Source organism: Eisenbergiella tayi (assembly GCF_001881565.1).
Classification (GTDB): Bacteria; Bacillota; Clostridia; order Lachnospirales; family Lachnospiraceae; genus Eisenbergiella; species Eisenbergiella tayi.
Genome location: NZ_MPDJ01000003.1, coordinates 450,909 through 472,195, shown reverse-complemented (window position 1 = coordinate 472,195; position 21,287 = coordinate 450,909). Strand labels below are relative to the sequence as shown.

Genomic DNA, 21,287 nt, shown 5'->3' with positions numbered 1-21,287 from the left:
CTATATTGCCGTAATCAATGCAAATACTTCTTTTGTAAAATCCTGCAGGGACTGAAGCATATTCGATCCGGTAAAAACCAGGATGATTGCTATCACCAGAAGTTTTGGAACAAACGTCAGCGTCTGCTCGTGTATCTGGGTGGCGGCCTGAAGGATGGATATAATGATACCCACTGCCATACTGACAACCAGGACAGGTCCTCCAAGCTGCAGCGCCATAATAAAAACCTTATACATCAAATCCGATACTTCACCGTTAGTCATTCCAATAACCTCTCTCAGTAATTAAAACTCTTTACTATAACTGAAAATAACAGCTCCCAGCCATTTACCGTAACAAACAAAAGAAGCTTAAAGGGCAGTGCAATTGTGGCCGGCGGGAGCATGATCATACCCATGGACATCAGCGTGCTGGAAACCACAATATCAATCAGCAGGAAGGGAATATAAATAAAAAATCCTGCCATAAACCCTCTCTTCAGTTCACTTGTCATAAAGGATGGAATCACTACCGTCATAGGTAAATCCCTGGGCTCTTCCACCTTCTCATTACCTGCCATCTCGTTAAATAATTCCAGGGAGCTTACATCCGTCTGCTTAAGCATGAATTCCTTCAGGGGCACCTGCATTCGTTCCAGGGCCTCCTCCTGCGTTATTTGTTCCGCCAGATACGGCTGGTAAGCTTCTTCATTGATTTCTTTCAGCACCGGATTCATAATAAATAAGGTAAGAAACAGCGCAAGCCCTATGAGGACCATATTGGGAGGAGTCTGCTGAACGCCAATCGCACTTCTCGTGAAGGACAGGATGATGACGATTCTCATAAAGGAAGTCATCATGACCACAATCGATGGCAGCAATGAGATGATTGTCATCATTAACAATATTTGTAAGGTAGGCATCCCATTGCCGTTGATACTTATCAGTGAATTTTCATCCATATAGCTACTTCTTTCTATCCTTTATCATTTCCAAGATGCTTTTGAAATCCGCCGTCTGTCCCTGGCTTACTTCAAGCTCTGTTAACTGTTCCTTATTCAATTCCATCAGTACGGTTATCTGGGATGATGCAACACCCAGCAACAGGTATTTATCTCCTGCCTGAACGAGCGCTATCGTTTTATCCTGTCCTATGACTATCCGCTCCAAAAGCCTGATATATCTGCCGCCTCCCCCTCCGGGCTGCATTCTTCCCAGCTTCCGTGTTGTAAAATAGCAAAGTACTAAAATACCAACTACTAAAATCAGCGTTCCCGCAGCAGTAAAAAATCCTTCAAACATATTCTTTATCCTTATGCAACCGGAATATCCTCACTCAGTATCTGTGTGATCCGGATGCCGAAATTATCATCCACTACAACAACATCGCCCTTGGCAATGCACTGTCCGTTTACGAACAGATCTACCTGTTCTCCTGCAAGCTTATCCAAAACGACAAGAGAACCCTTATTCAGTTCCAGAATGTCCTTAACCAGCTTCTTCGTTCTGCCCATTTCAACAGATACTTCCACGGGAACATTCATAATCAAATCCAGATTGCTGTCCGGATCTCCTTCTCCGACGCTTTCATCATGCAGGGACGGCTGGACGGAAGAATGTACACGGATCTGTTTCGGCTTTCTTTCCATGCGCTCCGCCTGCATCTGACGCATCTGCTCCATAAGCTCCATCTGTATCCTCTGCATTTCCAAAAGCTCCTTGGAAAGGGCTGCGGAATCCATCTGGACTGCTGCAGTCTGCTGAGGCTGCATATACATTTGCTGTGCTGTATCCTGTCCCGTAACAGGCGGGACTGCTGACTGTTCCTGCATGGGAATCTCCCTTTCTTCCGGCGGTGCCTGCATTTGTGCGGCAGGCTTATCCATTAAAGAAGTATCCATGGAAGTAGTATCCATGGAAGTAGTATCCGGAACGGTTTGATCCATTACAAATCCGAAAGTATCCGGAGCTGCTTCCGGCTGTGCTTCGTACACAGGCTGTTCTGCCGGTATTTCTTCCTGCATTGTCTGTTCTTCCCCGGCTCCTTCGATCCCCTCGAAGCCTTCCGAGAAAAATCCTAATACCAGTTCCTTTGCCAATCCAATCGGCATCAGGTTCAAAAATTCACTTTCCAGCTTACCTGCTATTTTCAGGTGAAAACTGATAACCACCATACTATGGTTTCCTTCGGTGAAATATTTTTCCTTAAACTGTTCGTCACTGGTAATTTCAAATGATCTGGGCGTGGAAATATTCACTGGCTTCCCCAGAAGCTCTGACAAAGCGGTGGCCGAAGCTCCCATCATCTGATTCATAACTTCGCAGATAGCGCTGATATTCATTTCGTTTAATTCGAAATCCTCATCCGCTATCTCCATACCCATCAGCATTTCCACAATGGCCTTCACGTCCTGCCTTTTCAAAAGCATGACGTTATCCCCGGTAAGCCCATCTACATACGTTATTTCCACTCCGACTGCCGGCTCCAGATTTTTAAAGCTGAATTCGTCTCTGCTTTCCACCCGTACTACCGGAGTCGTAATATCAACTCTCGCATCAAGCATTGTTGATGCGGCAGTTGCAGAAGCTCCAAGGCTTATATTCAGGATTTCGCCTATCGCATCTATCTCTACCGGACTAAATCTATTCGCACCCATCTTTCCAATCTCTCTTTCTGGCCAAAGTTATCTGCTTACTTTCCTATTTCCAATGCTTTCTGCATCATCAGCTTCATAGCATTGAAGGCCGTAATATTTGCATCATAGGATCTGGTTGCGGACATGCTGTCTATGGTTTCCTTCACCAAATCCACATTCGGCATCTGGACATAGCCATTTGCATCCGCATCCGGATGTGTCGGATCATAAACAGGATTGAGCTGTGTTGCGTCATCAGCGATCTGTACCGCCCTGACACCGGCGGGCCTGGCCTGTGAAGAAGCAAAATCCATGGCTTTGCGGAAGCTGTTGTCCTCCGCCGCCTGGAGCACTACCATTTTTCTTCTGTAAGGTCCTCCGTTTTCCGTCCTGGTCGTCTCCTGGTTGGCTATGTTTTCCGCCGCCACATCAAGACGCAGTTTCTGGGCCGACATGCCGGAGGCGCTGATATTTAATGAATTGATAAAAGACATACTCAACCTCCTTTATGCATCCACGATACTGGATACTGTCTTCAGAATCCTGTCCGCTTTAAAGGGTTTTACGATAAAATCCTTCGCACCCGATTTAATTGCTTCAATTACCATACTCTCCTGTCCCATGGCGGAACACATAACCACTGTGGCATTCGGATTGATTTCTTTAATTTTTTTCAGGGCCTGAAGTCCATCCATATTAGGCATGGTAATATCCATGATCACCAGATCCGGACTCAGTTTTTCGTATTCCTCCACTGCCCTCGCTCCATCTTCAGCCTCATATACATCCGTATATCCGCCTTTCGATAAAGCATCCTTTACCATCATTCTCATAAATGCCGCATCATCAACTACCAGAATCTTTGCCATTTCTGTATACCTCACTTTTTTAACATCTATCTACATAGCAGGTGTAAAATCATCTGCTTGTATTTCATTTTTTGCATTTTCTGCTTTATCAAGACGGCTGTCGATTTTTACAGCCACATTTTTATTGCTCACTCCAAGCTTTCCTACAAACCAGGGCTGCTCTTCCACATACAAAACAACTTCGGAATCATGAGGCTTGTTCAAATCGATTACATCTCCGACCTGCAGGTTATAAATATCCTCCAGATCAAGCTCCGCCTCGCCCAAATCTGCCTTTACGGTAAGAATGGAATCCTTTATTTTGTTCATGATAACCTGATGGACATCCGGAAGCGCATTCTCGTATTCATCCTCTGTGCGCTTTCTGTTATCAATTACGTCAAATACTCCCGCCAGCAGGGTTTCCGGTATACAAAAGCTTACCTTTCCTGTTACCCCCTGCAGCTTGGCATCCAATAAAATAATTACAACGGTTTCGTCCAGGCTGATATCCTGGAAAAGGCTGGGATTCTCCTCGATACGCTCCACCTTGGGCTGAAGCTTCAAATAACTGCTCCATGCATCCCGCAGTATCATCGTAAGATATTCGATAATCTTACGGTATAAAGGCATCTCAAGCTCCGTATATACGTACGAAGTGTCTATGCTCATATCCTCCGCGTTGCCTCCCAGCATCCGGTCAATCATATTGACCATCAACGGCTGGCTGATATGAATCAGCAGAGGAGGATATTTGCTGGTATTGTCCGCGAACTTGATATCAACCAGCGTCAATATATCGTTATCCCCCAGCGCATTGCTGAATTCGTAATATCTCTGTTCCTCAACCGTTACCACTTCTACCTCGCTGTTTACCCGGAATAAGCTGTTTATCTGGGAAGTTGCAATACGACAATAATTATCATAAATTCCCTTCAGCAGCTTTAATCTGTCCTTGGTAAACTTTTTCGGACTATTGAAATCATAATAGCGGTAGGCCTGTTCTTCTTTCTGAACTGTTTCCACTGCGTCTTCCCCGCCGCTTACCATGGAATTCAATAATGCGTCTATCTGACTTTGTGATAATACTTCAGCCATGTGCTTACTCCTGTATTTTTATTCCCCGTTCTTTCCCTCTGAAGGCGCCTGTTTATCGCCTGCGCTGTCACCCGCATCCGTATTCCCGCCTTCCTCTTTCAGGGCATCCATCCCTTCTTCAAAGGTTCCGCTCCCGTAAACCTGTTCGTAATAATAGCTCAGGCTGCGTTCCACCGTTCCGTCCTTCGTTATCAGGATTTCCGCTCTTCTGTTATGTGCCCTTCCTTCTGATGTCTGGAAGGTATCTATAGGTCTGAACTGTCCAAAAGCCATACTCACTAATTTAGCCGGCTCTATTATGTCTTTTCCCTGCAAATAAGCTACAATCTGTGCTGACCGTTCTGCCGACAGCACCCTGTCTGTCATCACTTCATTCGGAATTTCCGGATCACCCTGGGATGTATGCCCCAGTACCTCTATCTGTTTTACACTGTCCGCAGCAGGAGCAATCGCTTCCGCAAATGCATCCAGAACAGTTTTGCCCTCTTCCTTCAGCACCGGACTGTCTCCGTCAAAAAACACCTTATCCTTAAAGGATATAAACGTATAACCATCGCCCTGGGTTATGCTTACCTGGTTTTCTATGCCAAGCTGGTTTGCCGCTTCGATAAGCGCCCGGAACATTTCTTCAAATGCATCCGCATCACCTTCCGGATATTCTTCCATAATGCCTTCCTGAAATGCACCGTTTGCTTTTGGCTCCTGCAGTGCTTCAGCCGCCTGCGGATTGATACTCAATACAAAATTTTTCCATTTATCCTGGTCAACCGATGAAATACTGTATAACAGAACAAAGAAGCACAGAAGCAGCGTTACCATATCAGCATATGTGTTAAGCCAATCGCCCTGTTCTGAATTTTTTTTTCTTTTTTTCATATAAGCACCTGCTATAATCCTTTACCTGCCGTCTGAAACTAACTGCCGGCTTTTATTCTTCCGCGCTCTTTTCTCTGTTCCTTCCGCCTTTTTTGGCGTTAGCGTCATTCAACATCCTGTTCTGCTGCTTCTGGCTTAAGGTGGAAACCAGCTTTTCCTTAAGGCTCTTGGGGTTATCCCCACACTGTATCCCCACTACGCCTTCCACTATAATCTGACGGTAAAGTATCTCATCATCATTTCTGATACGAAGCTTTTTGGCTATCGGCTGAAATATCAGATTTGCAAGAATACAGCCGTAAAATGTAGTTACCAGCGCGGTTGCCATACTCAATCCCAGACTGGAAGATGAGCCTTCATCAAGGTTCATTTCCTTCAGCATATTTATCAGCCCTACCAGGGTTCCAATCATACCGAATGCAGGGGCGTAAATACTTCCTTTCTCATAAAATGCAACATCGGAATCATGCCGCTGATCCATGGCAGCAATCTCTTCCTCCAGCAGACTCCGTACCTTCTCTGCTTCCATCGCATCCACCACAAGAAGCACTCCCCGCTTAAAAAACGGATCTTTTATGTCTCCGGCCTGTTCCTCCAGCGCCAGCAGACCATTTTTTCTTGCCAGCTGTGCGAGATCCACCAGCTTATTTATCGCTTCCTCCGGTTTAAACTTATTACCGAAAAGCACAATTTTCATATGAACGCCTATTTTGACCAGCTGTTTCAGAGGGAAGGATGCCATCAGTGCACAAAGGGTTCCGCCTATAGTAATAAAAATACTCGACGTATCTATGAAGTTACCCAGAGATTCCATTCCGATTCCATAAATTATTACAGCAAAGCCAAGGATAATGCCGAGAATCGTAGAAATGTCCATATGCTAATCCTCCCCCTTCTCCTCTTCCTCCGGTGTGTTAGCAATGTATTCCCCGGCCATGCAACAATTCATTTTTACCCAGCCCTCAGCCACCTTCTGCTCAAACGCTATTACTTTTCTGATAATCTCCTGCGGGGGCTCCATTACCAGATGGTATCTGCCGTTATTCATAATGATTTTTGTTTCAGGAATGGCAACGATGTATTCTATAAGCCGGCTGTTCACTACGATTAGCTCACCGTTAATTTTTGTTAACTCAATCACTTCGTCTTCCCCTTACTCTAGCTGCGGAGGGGACGGACCCCTCCGCTCACTGTTATCGTTTCATATTCACAAGTTCTTCCAGCATCTGATCTGTTACGGTAATGATTTTGGTATTGGCCTGGAAACCACGCTGTGTGGTGATCATATTGGCCATTTCCGTGGAAAGATCCGTATTGGACATTTCCAAATAGCCGCTGAGGATATTCCCTGTTGTAGCATCGGCCTCCATATGGCTTACTGTACCTGCATTAGGCCCTATTTTGTAATAATATCCCTGCGTTTTATCCAGACCATTCGGATTGCTTACCGATGCAACCGCTATCCTGCCAAGTGTTACAACGGTACCCTTATTTGCAGGAGTCGCTGTATCCTCAGATACCACGCCGGTAATTGTTCCGTCCGCCTGAACAGAAATAGAAGAATATGTCTGATTCGGCTTAGCCGTAATCATATTCAAATCGGTTCCTATATTCCCATTATTATCTGACGGGTAACCAAGGATAAAGGAACCCTGAGGATCCGTAAGATTTCCTGCACTGTCAAACGTTAACATTCCTACTCTGGAAAGCATAATTCCATCATTACTTGTCAACGCGGTACCTTGTGGAATTGGACCAGCCAGAGGTGTGGACTTAACAATAAAAAAGCCCGGTCCGTCAATCATGCAGTCCTTACCATCGTATGTAGGATTTCTGTTTCCTAATGAATAATTAACCCCAATGGAACCTACATTCGCTCCATAACCAATCTGAGAAGAATTCACACCTCCTGAGGTTGCCGAACCGGCAGATCCGGAGATAGCGGTACGGTATGCAGCATCCATAAAGTTTGCTGTCTGGGTTTTGTAACCCCACGTATTTACATTCGCAATATTATTACCTATAACATCCATCTTGGTCTGATGCGATTTCAAACCTGAAATCGCGGCAAACATTGATCCAACCATTCTTTATGTTCTCCTTTTCTTTACTGAATACAGCTGCTGTATTCCGGATATACTTCCGATATCCGGATTAACCTCCGCAACCGGTCCCGTTAAATTAAAACAGCGCTGTCAATATTTGTAAAAATGTTCTCTTTCATTTCCTGATAGGGCACCATCGTCACTACGACATTATGGGGAATGTTCACGATAAACACATCATCCCTGCTGATAATTACGGTATCCCTGGCTCCTTTATCCCTCGCTGTCTCCACAGCTTTATTCAGGTTTTCAAGAAGTCCCTCCGAAATATCAGCTCCCCTCTGCGCAATTCTTTCCGCCGCATGTCTGGAAAATCTGACGGATCCTTCCTGGTTCAGCTTATCCCTCAGCATATCCGCGAAGGAAGAAGACGGATCCTTTTGTACCAGCTGTGCATCATGCTTAAGCCGCAGTTCCCCTATACCGGAAACTGTATGTAATCCATCCATCTCACCACTCCTATGGTTCGCTATTTCCTTCATTTCCTGTTGACGGGTCTGTATTTCCATCTCCTCCACCGTCTACCGGAGGTGCTTCATTCCCATCTCCTGCGCCATCTACCGGAGGTGCGCCATTCCCATCTCCTGAACCGTCTACCGGCGGTGTTCCGCTATTATCGCCATCACCGCCCTCAGTGCCTGGCACATCAGGGCCATCACCATCGCCATCGCCTGGATCTTCCGGTGCTTCCGTCTTCGCGTTTCCAAGCATAACCACCTGAGAAACGGAATAACCGACTCCGTCTACAACAATGACCGGATCATCTCCGAAAATATAAGCGCCTGTCACCGTTCCTGTTGTTGTTTCACCAGTGGGCCAGCCCTGTGCATCCCGAAGCCCTATCGTCACTTCTTTCCCAATCATGGAAGACGCATAGGTTATAACCGAAATCTGATTCATCTGATTAATGGTTGCAATCATCTGTGTCTGCACCATCTGAGACATCATTTCACTTGTATCCATCGGATTATCGGCATCCTGATATCTTAACTGGGCTGCCAGTATCTTATAAAAATCATCGATGGAAAGTCCCATATTTCCCGACGCCGCTTTTGACGATGTCCGGTTTAATGACGTATCCTGGGATTCATACGTACGAAATTGTATATCCGGCATCTTTCATTCTCCTTTTTATATCTGTGCTGCCGTTTTCTTGTCAGACCAATCCCAACCTGAGCTGATGCAGGAAATCCAGGCCATTTTTCTTCTGTTCTTTCTTATCTCTGCCTTCGTCGTCCCTTGCATTTTCCTGCCGGCCGTTTTGTCCGTCCTGTCCCTGTTCCAAGTAATCCGGCTCCGTTTTATCCAGCAGCACCGTAGTGGGTGTTCCCAGATTGCTTTCCATAATGCCGCCGATTTCTCTGGCATGCCCGGAAAGAAGCTCCATTGTCTTTTCATTGGTGCAGATAATGGATATACTTGCTTTGCCGTCTGCATAAGAAGCTTTAATCATCAACTTACCCAGATTTTCCGGTTCCAGCTGTACGGTAAATTCTTTTTCACCGGCAGATATACGGGTGAAGATCTCCTTCGGCAGCGTCTGAAACATCTCTTCCGGACTTTCGGGCGTTTCCTGCGTGACAGGAACTTCCGTCTGCTGGCTCTGCTGTACGATCCGGTCATCTGCTGCTTTCACATCTGTCTGCGCATACAGCTGCGCGTTTTCATCAGCCCGCTTTTCGGAAATATTTTCATTTTCTGAAACATTCTCCGGCTCAGTCTGCATATTTACAGCTGTCCGCAGGTCTGAAACCATTTCTTCCTTCCCTTCGGAAGTCTGTACCGGCACAGGAACCGCCGCACTGGTTTCTTCCGGGATTTCCTTCTCCGGCACCGTAAAGGCCGGTTCCGATAAAAATTCTTTTCCTTCCGGCTTTTCAGTCGGGCTGTCAACCATAGGGCCGTCTGCAGCTTCCTCTACGGTTTCCGTCTGCATTTCAGCCATAACCGCTGCAACCTTTCCTTCGTCACCAGGCTGAAGCCCGGTTTCAGGAACCGCATCTCCCATTGCCGCAGGCTGCTGCATCCAGAGAACAGATTGGAATTCACCATTTCCCGGCGGCAGAAATACAGCACTGCCGTCTGTCTCTGCAGGTTTCTTTCCTTCTTCGTCTTTATCCGGTTTTTCCTTTGCATTCACCTTCGTGCTGTCACTGTCTGAACCCGGCTTCTTTTCTTCCTTTATCCGCTTCTGTTCCTTCAGCATATTTTTCATCATGTCATGATAACTGTCTGTCTGCTGCGGGCGTTCAGATGACGGCCGGTTTGAAGTCTGGCTCACGGTATTCATCATTGCACTGACATCACTGACCATTTTCTCTCCTCCTTTCTTCCAGAATATCTATCAGTAATCTGCATAAGCAGGATTACCCCTGTTTTATACCGATGCAGCCAGCGCTTCTCTCCTGGCGGAATTGGCTGTATTGGATACGAATTCATCTATGAACTGTTCTTCCTTTTTCGCCGCTTCCTTATCGTATTCCAGCTGTTTCTTTTCTTTCAGCTTCTCAAAGGATGAAGTCTCCACCTTGGCCGCAACCATTTCTTCTCTTTTTTTCTCTGCGTCTATTCTCAGTTCTGTCAAAACCTGTTTTTCTTTTTCTATCTGTTTTCTCAGGCTGTTAAGATATCCGTCATAGGAAACCATGAGATTAACCGTACAGCCCTGCTTCTTTCTCGCCTCGAATTCGTTCCTGCAGCCTGCGAACTGTGAAATCAGGCTGTCTATGTATACCTCCTGTTTTTTTACCTTTGCCATCTTCTGTGCGTATTCACTCCGGAGACTGTTCTCCACCTGGCCTTTGTAATCCAGTACTTTATCCAAAGCAAAAGCAAACTTTTTCATATTCAGTCCTGCCTCTCATTTTGGGATTGTACATTCTCCCTTTATTTTTCTTTTGCATCCTTCGGCTTAGCCAAAATACGTTCCATCTCCGCAATGATTTCTTCGTATGTAAACTTTTCATCCACTTTCTGCATCAGAAAATCATTTACCTGGTTTATTTTGGAGATGGCATAATCAAGCTTGGGATTGGTTCCCGCTTTGTAGGCGCCGATAGAAACCAAATCCTCATTCTGCATATAAATGCTCAGTATATTCCGGATACCGGAAGCCGCATCCTGATGTTCCCTGGACACAATGCTCGTCATAAGACGGGATATACTGGCGCCGATATCGATTGCCGGGAAGTGGCCTTCATTGGCAAGCTTTCTTGTCAGTACAATATGTCCGTCCAGGATACCTCTCACCGTATCTGCAACCGGTTCATTCGTATCATCGCCTTCCACCAGGACCGTATATACACCGGTGATAGAACCATTTTCAAAATTTCCGCTGCGTTCAAGCAGCTTGGGGAATTCTGCATAGATGGACGGCGTGTAGCCTCTCGCCACAGGCGGCTCTCCTGTGGCAAGCCCGATTTCACGCTGTGCCATTGCGAATCTGGTAAGGGAATCCATCATGAGAAGCACATCCTTCCCCTGATCCTTGAAATATTCCGCAATGGTTGTCGCCACCAGCGGGCATTTCATACGCAGCATGGCCGGCTGGTCTGAGGTTGCAACCACCAGTACGGTACGCCGCATACCTTCCTCTCCCAGATCCTTCTCTATAAACTCCCGAACCTCCCTGCCTCGCTCTCCCACAAGGGCAATTACATTAATGTCTGTCTTGACATTCTTGGCTATCATACCCAGAAGCGTACTCTTTCCCACACCGCTGCCTGCAAAGATGCCAATTCTCTGTCCCTTTCCGATCGTATTGAGCCCATCAATTGCCTTAATGCCGAAATCCAGCTTTTCATCGATTCTCGGCCTGCTGAGCGGATTGATCTTCGGACTTTCCACATAGTAGTATCTGGAAGACTCAATAGGCCCTTTGTCATCCATGGGCTGGCCCATGGAATCTATCACTCTCCCCCGAAGGGCTTCCCCCACCGGGATCTTAAGCCTTTTCCTTGTATTTCTCACAAAGCTTCCGGCCCCGATTCCGCTCATGTCGTCATAAGCCATCAGCTGAAGCATATCTTCGTGAAAACCTACCACCTCGGCCGGAACCTGTTTCTTTAAATCCTCGTTATAAATCATAACGATATCGCCTATACTCCCCGCACCTCCGGAGGCTTCCATTGCCATACCCACTATATTTTCGATTTTTCCGATATGGCTGACTGTTTCTGAACTCGTTATCAGCCCGGGCAGTTTTTTCAGCATATTTCCTCCCTGCTTTCCTGTTAAAGACGCGCGTTCTCCAGAATTCCCCTGATGTTCTCCAGCTGTGTTCCGGCGCTCACATCGATAATTTCATTCGGAAGCTCAACGATACAGGTTCCTGATTCTTCTTCCATGACCACAATCTTCACATTTTCGGACAGCTTAGACAGCTCATGGATCAGTTCCGCATCTCCCTGAATATTGATTCCGGGCTCTTCCTTACCGATATAAATCTTTACCCAGGATGTTTTTTTCAGTTTTTCCGTACTGGAAATGATCATCCGTTTAATGATCTCGCTGCTGGATTTCAGGCTTGTGTGTATTATTTTCTCAGCCACAGCCAGCGATATGTCCTTAAGATCATCAATGTATTTCTCCAGGACCTTATCCTTTTTATTTCCCATATCCTGAACCAGGGTGACGATCTCCTGCTTCAGGCTGTTCAATTCCTTGTCATAGGTTGCCATATAATCATCGTAAGCCTGCTGTCTTCCTGCTTCGTAACCCGCGTCATAGCCTTCTTTTTCCCCTTTTTCAAAGGCTTCCCCGCGGATGACCTCCGCTTCTTCCCGGGCCGCATTCAGCAAATCTTCGGCCTGCTGGATCTTACGCTGATACTCCATGTTAAACAGGGCTCCCCAGCTTTCCGCTTCATCCTCCTTTTCCTCCCCGCTCTCCGGCGCCTCCTCAAGCTCCGGAACCGGATCCGCGGCGAGAAAATCCTGATAGGAGTCAAAGATCCTGATATTCGATTCTTCTTTTTCCGTATTGATACTGTTAAACAACGATATCATCCTTACCACCCTTATTTATAATCAGTTCGCCCGCTTCCTCAAGACGCCTTATCGTATTTACGATATGCTGCTGCGCCTCTTCTATATCGCGGAGCCTTACATTAACTGTAATTTCCAGATCGGACTGTATTGTCTCTGCCATACGGGAAGACATGTTCCTGTAGAACAGATCCGACATCTCCTCAGTGGCGTTCTTAAGAGCATAAACGATATCCTTCATATCGCAGTCGCGGATAAAACGCTGTATAGACCGTTCGTCCATGGTGAGGATATCCTCGAAAACGAACATCTTCTTCCGGATGGTATCTGCAAGCTCCGGATCGTCTTTTCCCATTTCGTCGAAAATGGCTTTTTCGTTGCTTCTGTCCATATGGTTCATTACATCCGCAATGTAATCCACACCGCCGATCACGGTGTAATCCGTGGTCAGAATATTATCGAACTTATGGCGGAGCTGTGATTCCACCAGCTTGATAGCTTCCGGAGAAGCGCTTTCCATACGGGCTATGCATTCCACAACCGGTATCTTCTTATCTTCCGGCAGTTCTGCGATTACCTGCGCCGCCTGTTCGGAATCCGTATAGGATAATATCAGCGCTATCGTCTGCGGCCGTTCATGCTGGAGCATGGAGTACAGGTTCTTGCTGTCCGTTTTCCTTATAAATTCAAAGGAACGGTTTTTCAGGTACTTGGTCACCTTTGACAGCAGCTCATTTGCAGTGGCTTCACCATAGGCCTTTTCCAATACGGAACGGGCATATTCCAGTCCGCCGTCCGTAACTACCTTCTGTGTCAGACATGTTTTATAGAAATCATCCAGGGCGGCATCTGATTGATCCGCATCCAGATGTCCGAGCTTAGCTACCTCAACGGTGAGCTTTTCCACTTCTTCCTCACCGAGATATTTATATACCTTAGAAGCTTTATCCGCCCCGAGCGCCACAATAACAGCTGCGGCCTTTTGTTCAGATGTTAATTTTTTTGTGCTCTCAGCCGCCATTCTCTCCACCTCCATTCAGCCAGCTTTTCAGCAGCTGTGCGGATATTTCAGGATTCTGATCTGTGAAATCCCTGATATCCTCACGCAGGCCCTGAGCCTTCTCATTTTGAATTTTGGTAATTTCAGGATTGTTGTCCGGCATAACAGCCACAACCGGTATTTCCTGTATATTCGCGGCTTTTTTCCGTTTCTTTTTCCTGCGCCATCTGATGACAAGAATCAGAACAACCAGCAGGATGATAATCAGAATGATCCCGGCTGCAATCAGCAGGATGAACGGATTCCGGCTCAATTCCTCCATCAGGCTTTCCAGCGGATTCACTGTCTGCATGGAACCGCCCTCGCCTCTGTAGAAAGGAGCGCTGACTACCGCTATTTTCTCGTTCTGTGCTTCGGCGGCGATGCCGGCCGCATTGCCAATCAACGCCTTCAGCTGGTTCATTGTCAGATCGCCGAGATCCTTGCCGTTAACCGCAACGGAAATCGTAAGATCCTCTACCGCTCCCGCAGGTACCTGTCCCTGTTCCTTCACCTGGTTAATCACATATTCCCGGGTTGCCTCGGAGCTGTAATAGCTGTTCGTACCTGCCGTGCCTGTATTTCCTGCATACTGGGTAACATCCGCATTCGTCTCAGCTCCCGCAACGCCTCCGACTCCGGCAACACCGTCGCTCGTCTGCTCGCTGACATTTTCTTTGGAAACAATACCCGTTTTATCCGTTTCATCGATTTTATCCGGAGTGCTGTAGGTCAATGTCTCCCGGATCAGCTTTTCCATATTAATCCTGCACTTTACGGAAACCCTGACATTTTCCGGGCCATAAACGGCCCCCAGAAGATTCATCACTTTTCCGGTAATCTGTCCTTCTACGATCCGTGCCAGTTCTTCCCCGCTGCCGTTCTCTTCGCCTTCTGCCTTCTGCAGGGAAGAGGTTATCTCCAGCCCGTTGCCGTCAAACACAGAAACTTTATCCATATCCATTCCTGCCACGCTGCCGGCTACCAGCCGCTGTATGGCAGCTGCCTGTTCACTTGTGGGGGAACCTCCGTCCTTCATAATCACCACAACGGAAGCGCTGGAACCATTATCGGAATCCTCCTGCAGGACATATCTCTGTTTTTCTCCCAGGGCGATGGTCACCTTGGCATCCTTCACTCCGTCAAACAGGCCTATCGTCGCTCCGATGCGGTTCTGCAGATCATAAAGCTTATATGTCTGCTTATCCGAATCCGTAGTCATGCCGCCCGCATTGTCGATAAAAATGCCGTAAGAGAAGCCGCTCTTGGGATACCCCTCCTGCGCGAGCTGTGCCCTGACCTTATCCACCTGCTTCTTATCCACGAGAACATCGCCATTATCTTTATATTGATAGGCGACTCCCGACTCCTGAAGTTTTGATACAATTTCAGTCGCCTCCTCTGCATTTACCGCAGAGTACAGTACCGTATAATCCTTACGGTTAATCAGAACAGCAAAAACCACCGCGAAAACAAGTACTGCGGCTCCACCTATAAGAATGGCTCTTCTGCTTTTTGTGCTTACTTTCGCGGCTGCCTCTTTAATCTTTGGTATAATTTCTTTTACATTCATGGTTTTATGTTCCGTTTCTCTGTTCTCATTTTTTACAAACTGCAGCTTAAACGTTCATACGCATCAGCTCATTGTAAGATTCCATCGCCTTATTTCTTAAGGAAACAAGCATATCCACCGTCAGCTGTGCATAGGAACCGGCTATCGTAACCGAATGGGCGTCCTCAATCTGTCCTGTGGCAAGAAGATATTTCTGCTTTTCGTACTCCGTATCAGCTGCCGCCGCGTCTGATATCATGCTCTGGAATATATCCCTGAACATATCTGTGCCGCTGCTCCCCAGGATTTTCTCATTTTTCGACAAATCAAAGTCATTCTGAAAGCTTACCGGATTCATGGGAACAATAAAAAAATTATCCATATTACCCCTCCATTATTTGTTCTAAACACGCAAAACAACATAATATGAATTATGTTGTTTTTTTTCGTACATAAAATTCCAAAAAAAACCCGTCCTGAAAAAGGACGGGTTTTTTGCTTATGGCAACACTAAATGAAGAGTTAAATTTTTGGCTCGGTGTAACACATAAACTTTTTATAGTTAAATTTATGTACCATTTAAAGAATAAGCATTAAAAAGGGAAGAGAAATTTACGCATTTGCATACTGAACAGAGAAAAATATGTCGATTTTTTGTATTAGTGTTGCATTTTTTTGAATATGCCTTTATAATATAAAAGAATTTAAAAAAAGAAAACGCAAATTAATAGATGAAAAGAATTTATCTACAACATAATTCATATTATGTTGTTTTTTTTACCTCGAAATAGTTATAAGACAAGACCCAGACCGGTTAAATGTTTGTAATGTTCGGCTTCATCCACACTCGTATAAATCCTTGTTGTTTCCACGCTGCTGTGTCCCAGTACATCGGAAAGATAAACAACATTTTTCTCTTTTTTGTAATAGGTTACAGCAAACAAATGACGCAGATTATGCGGAAATACTTTTTCGTCCATGACAGTGGCGCTTTTGCCGAGATTTTTCATTTCCCGCCATATATTGCTTCTGTCCAATGGTTTCCCGCTGCGTGTGGAGAAAATCATTCCCGAGCAGATTTCCTGCTCCTCGCAGTATGTCAGCAATGCACTCTGCAGTTCCGGAGGAATCAGAATGATTCTGGTTTTTCCCTTATTGTTTATCACGGCCCTGCTGCTTTTCACAGCCTCCACCGTTATATATTTCAATTCACTCACCCGGATGCCTGCCGCACAGATTGTCTGGATAATCATCCCAAGTCTGACTTTTCCCTGCTGATTCGCCGTTTCCACCAGCTTTATATAATCATCTCTGGACATGTCCTGCTGAGCGTTTCGAAAGGAACTCTTTTGTATCTTTAAAAGCTTAACTTTGCATTCAGTCCATCCTAAATAAGAAAAAATACCGTTTACTGCAGTCAGCATGGAATTTACGCTTGTTGCCTTATAAGTTCCGGTCAGCTGCATTTTATAATGTATCACACGGTTCTTGTCTACTATCTTATCATCCGGAAGGCTCTCATAAAAAGACCGGATATCCCTTAAATATTTATCAATAGTAGCCTTGCTTTTTTCTTCTTCAAAAAGATTTTTTCCATAGTCCTGAATCATTGAATCCGTTAGCTTATGTGGTTTCATGTAGACCTCCAATCAGTTCAATATCATTTTTTATTCATCTTTCTACCCCTCATCGTCACTTTCTTTTTCAGTATCATTGAATTACTTTCCCCTGCTTATTCTTCACCAAAAATTTAAAAATATGCTTGTACCTTAAACAACCATATAACATTATTGTAAAGGTTTTTGAAAATTTTACAATAATTTTTATTGCGAAATTTTATCAGTTACCCTTGATGACCGTGCGAAGCCTTGATAAATCATGGTTTACAGCATTTAGTAAATACTGGTATTGGTAGGTTGCACGTGTCATTTCGACCATTTCGTCGGTCGCATCCACATTATTTCCATCAAGACGTTCCGTACGGCCCGTCACTTCTTTTACCTCAATAGGAGCAACTTCGATGGCTTTCAGAATACCTTCACGGCCATTTGTATGAGAATTTTCAAGACTTTTTCTGAGAGCGTCTTCAAAGGTTACATATTTTGATTTATACCCCGGCGTATCCACATTCGCCAGATTATTGGATATAACCTCCTGCCGTTTCCATAAGCCGTCAAGTGCTTTGGTCATCAGAGACAGTGAGTTGCCATATATTCCATTCATATTCTATTATTCCTCCTTGCTGAATCTATACCTTTACATATCGGCTGATCTCATAAATGATTAAGGCCTGTTTGATTTTTCTTCATAAATAGCTATGATATCATTTTCCTTCAGTATCCTTTGGAAGGATGCGCTGACGCCGTTTACCTCCAGGACAACTGGCGCTGTTATATTATCCATATCCAGCCCGGAATACTGAAGCATATCCATAAGATAATAGGGGGTGCCGTCCGTTTTTCCGGGAAGCCTTATATTTTTGCCGTTTAGCTGAAACTGAATTGTCTGTTCAGGCTCCGGGATAAGCGGCTGTTCCTCTTCCTCTGGAACGGTTTCCGCCGCCGGGGCTTCCGCAGCCGCAGCTTCCGCCGGCGTTTCTTTCTTCCCGGCATTTACGGTAATGATTTCATCCCCATAGTTCAGCACTCTGTCCATCCCGGCATATTCCCCGTTTATCATGATTGGGGAATGTTCCGGGCCGCTGCCCGTTTCGTCATAAATGTCTGCCGCCGTCGCCCGTGCATCCGTTCCGTTGACGGCCGGGATAAATAAAATATCATCTCCCGCATGTACCAAATCTGAAATCTTCGCCTCTTCCCCATTCAGCTTCAGGACTGCAGGCTCCGCAGGCGTTCCGTAAAAAATCCTTCGCACACCGTCCACCGTAACCACAATACTCTTGCCGGAGCGGCCCATTAAATCCCCATAGGTATAACCATTCATCATAAGCAGATCCGATATATGAAGGGTTCCGTTGCTGAACAGCTTGGCCTGCTTTCCGTTCAGAATTACGGAAAAGCTGTCATTTATCAGGTTCAGCCCTGCGGATACAGCAATTCCCAGCGGTGTCGCATACTCAGGATCCTCTATATTGCAGATATCAGAAAAGGCATGTATGGAAAAATAACGGCCCGCCACCGAAGCGCGGGCTGCATCCAGGCCGAGGCTGCCTGTTATCTGCTCCATCAGTCCGTTCATCCTGCTTCCGCCTCCCGCCAGGAATACCGCAGACGGCGCTCCTCCGTTTACCTCCAGTATCCTGTCGGCAATCTCCCTGCCAAGCCTTGATACAGCATCCTCCAGCGTTTCCAGGAGCTGTTCCGTGGGAACCCTGTGTTCAAATCCCAGGATATCCGTAAAAACAACTTCCTTCTTATCTCCCAGCTGTATTTTAATCATCTCCGCTGTATCAAAATCCACCAGGCACTTCTTCATAATGCTTTCCGTGATTTCGTCACCCGCAAGCGTAGCCATGGTATAACCCACTACTTTCCCGTCACGGCAGACAGCAATATCGGAGGTTCCTGCCCCGATATCCACCATAACCAGGTTCAGCAGCCTCAGTTTTTCCGGAATAGCCACATTTATTGCCGCAATCGGCTCCAGAGTCAGGCCCGCCACTTCCATTCCTGCCTGGTTCATGGCTGAGTAAAGACTTTCCACAACCTCTCCGGGCAAGAAGGTTGCCACAATATCTGCTTTTATTTTCTTTCCCTTGTGATCTACCAGGCTGGAAATCAGATAGCCATCAAGATAGTATTGGGAAACCGTATAGCCTACCAGAAAAAACTGTTTATCCCGGTCATTTTCCCTCTCCAGGAAATTTTTCTGGGCTTCACTCACGGCCCCGGCCTCCAGCCGGCTGATTATCTCCTCGCTGATACGTTCCGTTCCCGGGAATTCCATTTCAAAGGAGGCAGTTTCCGTCTTCAGGGCACGTCCTGCGGCCGCCACAAATACATGATCCAGCCTGTAGCCGCTTTTTTCTTCCAGCGCTTCCTTCACCTGGCCTGCAAGGCGGGCGACTTCCCTGATATCTTCGATCTGTCCGTCCACCATAGCCCTTTTGGAATGCTCGGCTCTTTCTACGGCGGTAATCCTTAATTTATCCTTTTCCACAAAGCCCAGCATCCCTATAATACTCCGCGTTCCAATATCCAGAGCAAATACGGCTTCTTTGGGCAGTTCCTTTTTCCCGGCTTCCTCTCTGTCCATACCTTCCATTACCTCTCATTTAAGGCGGAATTTCTCTCCGTTTATTCTAAAAGCTCGGCTTCTTCCGTCACGTAATTATATTTATAAGACACCTTTCTGGAAGCGCATTCCACCAGATAAGCGCATTCATAGATCATGGTGCCGTTTTCCTTCTTTTTATATGCGGACACTCTGTAGAAATCTTTGTCTTCCAGCTTGATTAATCCCGGAGTGCATACAAAGGAATAGGTATCCACCGGTTCCTGAAGCTTCAGGGCTTCCTGGCTCATGGAACGCACTTTTTCTTCCGCAATCTGCATTGTGCTTTTAGGCTCTTCCGGGGTTTTCTGCCGGTTCTTTTTCTTTTCCTCATCCCACAGCTGTGTGACGTAACTGTTCCAGGCTTCCCCTTTCTTAAGGGCCGTCACCGTGAAGCTGTCATCCTCCGCTTCAATGATAATCTCCAGATAAGCGTCGGAATCATGGGAAGGTCCCGCAAGCTTATAGGTATAAGTTTTCTTCTCTTCCTCCGGCTCCTCTTCATCCTCCTCCTCTTCCTGAGTCAGATCAATGAAATTCTTTTTCTCCGTGAGGTAAGCGATATACTCCTTCACATCTGTGGGTGTATTCTCACCGGCAATATATCTGTACTTTTCCACAGAAAGACCCTCTTTATCCGTGTTTCCGGGTTCTTCTGCCGTCGCTGCTTCCGTATTTCCTTCCTCTGAGTATTCCTGTATCTGTGTTTCTCCTGTCCCATCCGGGGAACCGGAAGCTTCCTCCCTGGGAGAAAGATCTTCAAAGCTCCTCTCCCCCACAATATCCGTAACAGAAGAAAGCTCATCCGCCTTGGCAAAATAATATTCCGGCGGAAGCACCGGCTTTTCCTTCTCGTCCTTTTTTACCACAAGAAAGGTGCAGACCAATGCCGCTGCCGCAACGGGCAGGATAATGGCCATCATAATAACAACTGTTTTTTTCTTAACATTCTTAAACATACGCAATCATTCTCTTCTTTTTTATAGTGTGATTTTTTCCTGAAACTGTAATTTATATATCGGATGATCCAAATAAAAAATAAGTAATTTCAAAAAATCTGTTATTCATTTATTTTCCCGCATTTTATGCCGATATATAATAGAATATTTAACTTATATATGCCTTTACAGGAGACTGCTCACATGGAAGATCTCGAACAGGAACGGAAACAAAAACGCCGGGAGGCTCTGGAAGAATACCAGAAAATTATTTCATATGAAATCACCCCTGGAACGGCAGAGCCGGTGAGGAACAGAAAACCTTCCCGCCGGTTTCGTATCAGATTCAGACACATTTTTTTCGGGGCTGCAGTTATTGTCACCGCTTTCTGCTATTTTTTTATCGGCAATCAGCTGCGGGTTACAAATGAAAGGAACAAGGCCCTGCAAAAGGAACTGACCTCCAATCTGGAGCAGCTGTCACAGCTGGAAGAAAACATTCTGTCACAGAACGGAAGTGCCGAACCCACGGAAGAATCTGCCGCAGAGACTGAGGAAACCGCTTCGGACGTACAGGAAGAGACCGTTCCTTCCGCATCCTTTACCGCAATTTATCCATTGACCAGCAGCTGCGTTATCCTGCATACCTACGGCCCCTATGCCGCTTCAGACGGCAGCAGCGCCTACTCCTACGGGCTGGACCTGGGCACGGAACAGGATACGGATGTCATAGCTGCGGAAAGTGGTACCGTACTTTTTGCCGGTGAAGATGAAGAGACGGGACTGACCGTGCGTATTGACCATGGAAACGGTTATATTACCCATTATTGTTACAACAAGGAGCTCAGGGTAAATGCCGGGGAAACCGTTGCCGCGGGACAAACGGTGGCCCTGACAGGGGCTCTCAATGAGAACGGCGAGCCGCATATGGAATTCCGTGTCACATGGAACGGAGACTATATCGATCCCGAAGATGTGCTTGAAATAAAAGGATAGCT

General features: G+C 46.1%; 25 protein-coding genes. 1 reads left to right on the top strand and 24 read right to left on the bottom strand.

The features are described from left to right. The 24 genes from fliQ to BLA28_RS13240 all read right to left on the bottom strand — a co-directional run bounded on the left by fliQ (window position 1) and on the right by BLA28_RS13240 (window position 20,310). Window positions 1-264, bottom strand: coding sequence for a flagellar biosynthesis protein FliQ (gene fliQ / locus BLA28_RS13355; RefSeq protein ID WP_071699220.1), 264 nt, complete (start codon window positions 262-264; stop codon window positions 1-3). A 14-nt stretch (window positions 265-278) separates the two neighbouring features. Next, window positions 279-941: a flagellar type III secretion system pore protein FliP gene (gene fliP / locus BLA28_RS13350; RefSeq protein WP_009250553.1), complete on the bottom strand. Its 663-nt coding sequence runs from the start codon at window positions 939-941 to the stop codon at window positions 279-281. Window positions 942-945: 4 nt separating this feature from the next. Then, complete coding sequence (gene fliO / locus BLA28_RS13345) at window positions 946-1,281, bottom strand: flagellar biosynthetic protein FliO (RefSeq protein ID WP_009250554.1); 336 nt, start codon at window positions 1,279-1,281, stop codon at window positions 946-948. A gap of 11 nt (window positions 1,282-1,292) precedes the next feature. Further along, window positions 1,293-2,636 carry a flagellar motor switch protein FliN gene (gene fliN / locus BLA28_RS13340; protein WP_071699219.1) on the bottom strand — a complete coding sequence of 448 codons (1,344 nt, stop codon included), beginning with the start codon at window positions 2,634-2,636 and terminating at the stop codon, window positions 1,293-1,295. Window positions 2,637-2,671: 35 nt separating this feature from the next. Further along, a complete protein-coding gene (flgC, locus tag BLA28_RS13335; RefSeq protein WP_009250556.1) occupies window positions 2,672-3,109 on the bottom strand; it encodes a flagellar basal body rod protein FlgC in 438 nt (145 codons plus the stop codon). A 12-nt stretch (window positions 3,110-3,121) separates the two neighbouring features. Further along, a complete protein-coding gene (locus tag BLA28_RS13330; RefSeq protein ID WP_009250557.1) occupies window positions 3,122-3,484 on the bottom strand; it encodes a response regulator in 363 nt (120 codons plus the stop codon). Window positions 3,485-3,514: 30 nt separating this feature from the next. Continuing rightward, window positions 3,515-4,561 carry a flagellar motor switch protein FliM gene (locus BLA28_RS13325; protein ID WP_009250558.1) on the bottom strand — a complete coding sequence of 349 codons (1,047 nt, stop codon included), beginning with the start codon at window positions 4,559-4,561 and terminating at the stop codon, window positions 3,515-3,517. Between the two features lie 18 nt (window positions 4,562-4,579). Then, on the bottom strand, window positions 4,580-5,437 hold the full coding sequence (locus BLA28_RS13320; protein ID WP_069159112.1) for a flagellar motor protein MotB: 858 nt from the start codon (window positions 5,435-5,437) through the stop codon (window positions 4,580-4,582). A 52-nt stretch (window positions 5,438-5,489) separates the two neighbouring features. Continuing rightward, window positions 5,490-6,314, bottom strand: a complete 825-nt coding sequence (locus tag BLA28_RS13315) for a motility protein A (protein WP_069159111.1) — start codon at window positions 6,312-6,314, stop codon at window positions 5,490-5,492. 3 nt (window positions 6,315-6,317) lie between these two features. After that, window positions 6,318-6,578 carry a flagellar FlbD family protein gene (locus BLA28_RS13310; protein ID WP_009250561.1) on the bottom strand — a complete coding sequence of 87 codons (261 nt, stop codon included), beginning with the start codon at window positions 6,576-6,578 and terminating at the stop codon, window positions 6,318-6,320. 52 nt (window positions 6,579-6,630) lie between these two features. Further along, the gene (locus BLA28_RS13305; protein WP_069159110.1) at window positions 6,631-7,524 is read right to left on the bottom strand and encodes a flagellar hook-basal body complex protein; all 894 of its coding nucleotides are present in this window, start codon (window positions 7,522-7,524) and stop codon (window positions 6,631-6,633) included. Between the two features lie 89 nt (window positions 7,525-7,613). Beyond that, window positions 7,614-7,991, bottom strand: coding sequence for a TIGR02530 family flagellar biosynthesis protein (locus BLA28_RS13300; RefSeq protein WP_081330204.1), 378 nt, complete (start codon window positions 7,989-7,991; stop codon window positions 7,614-7,616). Window positions 7,992-8,001: 10 nt separating this feature from the next. Beyond that, window positions 8,002-8,658 carry a flagellar hook assembly protein FlgD gene (locus BLA28_RS13295; RefSeq protein WP_069159108.1) on the bottom strand — a complete coding sequence of 219 codons (657 nt, stop codon included), beginning with the start codon at window positions 8,656-8,658 and terminating at the stop codon, window positions 8,002-8,004. 40 nt (window positions 8,659-8,698) lie between these two features. Next, window positions 8,699-9,856: a flagellar hook-length control protein FliK gene (locus BLA28_RS13290; protein ID WP_069159107.1), complete on the bottom strand. Its 1,158-nt coding sequence runs from the start codon at window positions 9,854-9,856 to the stop codon at window positions 8,699-8,701. Between the two features lie 63 nt (window positions 9,857-9,919). Continuing rightward, window positions 9,920-10,387, bottom strand: coding sequence for a flagellar export protein FliJ (fliJ, locus tag BLA28_RS13285; protein ID WP_069159106.1), 468 nt, complete (start codon window positions 10,385-10,387; stop codon window positions 9,920-9,922). 41 nt (window positions 10,388-10,428) lie between these two features. Then, a complete protein-coding gene (locus tag BLA28_RS13280) occupies window positions 10,429-11,754 on the bottom strand; it encodes a FliI/YscN family ATPase (RefSeq protein WP_044972803.1) in 1,326 nt (441 codons plus the stop codon). Window positions 11,755-11,774: 20 nt separating this feature from the next. Beyond that, window positions 11,775-12,548 carry a FliH/SctL family protein gene (locus tag BLA28_RS13275; RefSeq protein WP_069159105.1) on the bottom strand — a complete coding sequence of 258 codons (774 nt, stop codon included), beginning with the start codon at window positions 12,546-12,548 and terminating at the stop codon, window positions 11,775-11,777. Next, on the bottom strand, window positions 12,532-13,548 hold the full coding sequence (gene fliG, locus BLA28_RS13270; protein ID WP_069159104.1) for a flagellar motor switch protein FliG: 1,017 nt from the start codon (window positions 13,546-13,548) through the stop codon (window positions 12,532-12,534). Before fliG ends, BLA28_RS13275 begins: the two co-directional genes overlap by 17 nt. Next, window positions 13,538-15,139 carry a flagellar basal-body MS-ring/collar protein FliF gene (gene fliF / locus BLA28_RS13265; protein ID WP_069159103.1) on the bottom strand — a complete coding sequence of 534 codons (1,602 nt, stop codon included), beginning with the start codon at window positions 15,137-15,139 and terminating at the stop codon, window positions 13,538-13,540. The genes fliG and fliF overlap by 11 nt, the downstream gene beginning before the upstream one ends. 46 nt (window positions 15,140-15,185) lie before the next feature. After that, window positions 15,186-15,500 (bottom strand): flagellar hook-basal body complex protein FliE, encoded by a 315-nt coding sequence (locus tag BLA28_RS13260; RefSeq protein ID WP_069159102.1) that lies wholly within the window; start codon window positions 15,498-15,500, stop codon window positions 15,186-15,188. Between the two features lie 409 nt (window positions 15,501-15,909). Continuing rightward, on the bottom strand, window positions 15,910-16,755 hold the full coding sequence (locus BLA28_RS13255) for a tyrosine-type recombinase/integrase (RefSeq protein WP_069159101.1): 846 nt from the start codon (window positions 16,753-16,755) through the stop codon (window positions 15,910-15,912). A 202-nt stretch (window positions 16,756-16,957) separates the two neighbouring features. Further along, window positions 16,958-17,341 (bottom strand): flagellar basal body rod protein FlgB, encoded by a 384-nt coding sequence (gene flgB / locus BLA28_RS13250; RefSeq protein ID WP_069159100.1) that lies wholly within the window; start codon window positions 17,339-17,341, stop codon window positions 16,958-16,960. Between the two features lie 60 nt (window positions 17,342-17,401). Further along, the gene (locus BLA28_RS13245; protein WP_069159168.1) at window positions 17,402-19,333 is read right to left on the bottom strand and encodes a cell division protein FtsA; all 1,932 of its coding nucleotides are present in this window, start codon (window positions 19,331-19,333) and stop codon (window positions 17,402-17,404) included. A 41-nt stretch (window positions 19,334-19,374) separates the two neighbouring features. Next, window positions 19,375-20,310, bottom strand: coding sequence for a hypothetical protein (locus BLA28_RS13240; protein ID WP_069159099.1), 936 nt, complete (start codon window positions 20,308-20,310; stop codon window positions 19,375-19,377). 183 nt (window positions 20,311-20,493) lie between these two features. On the opposite strand from BLA28_RS13240, the gene BLA28_RS13235 reads away from it, so the two are divergent. Further along, window positions 20,494-21,285: a M23 family metallopeptidase gene (locus BLA28_RS13235; protein WP_069159098.1), complete on the top strand. Its 792-nt coding sequence runs from the start codon at window positions 20,494-20,496 to the stop codon at window positions 21,283-21,285. Window positions 21,286-21,287: the final 2 nt, after the last annotated feature.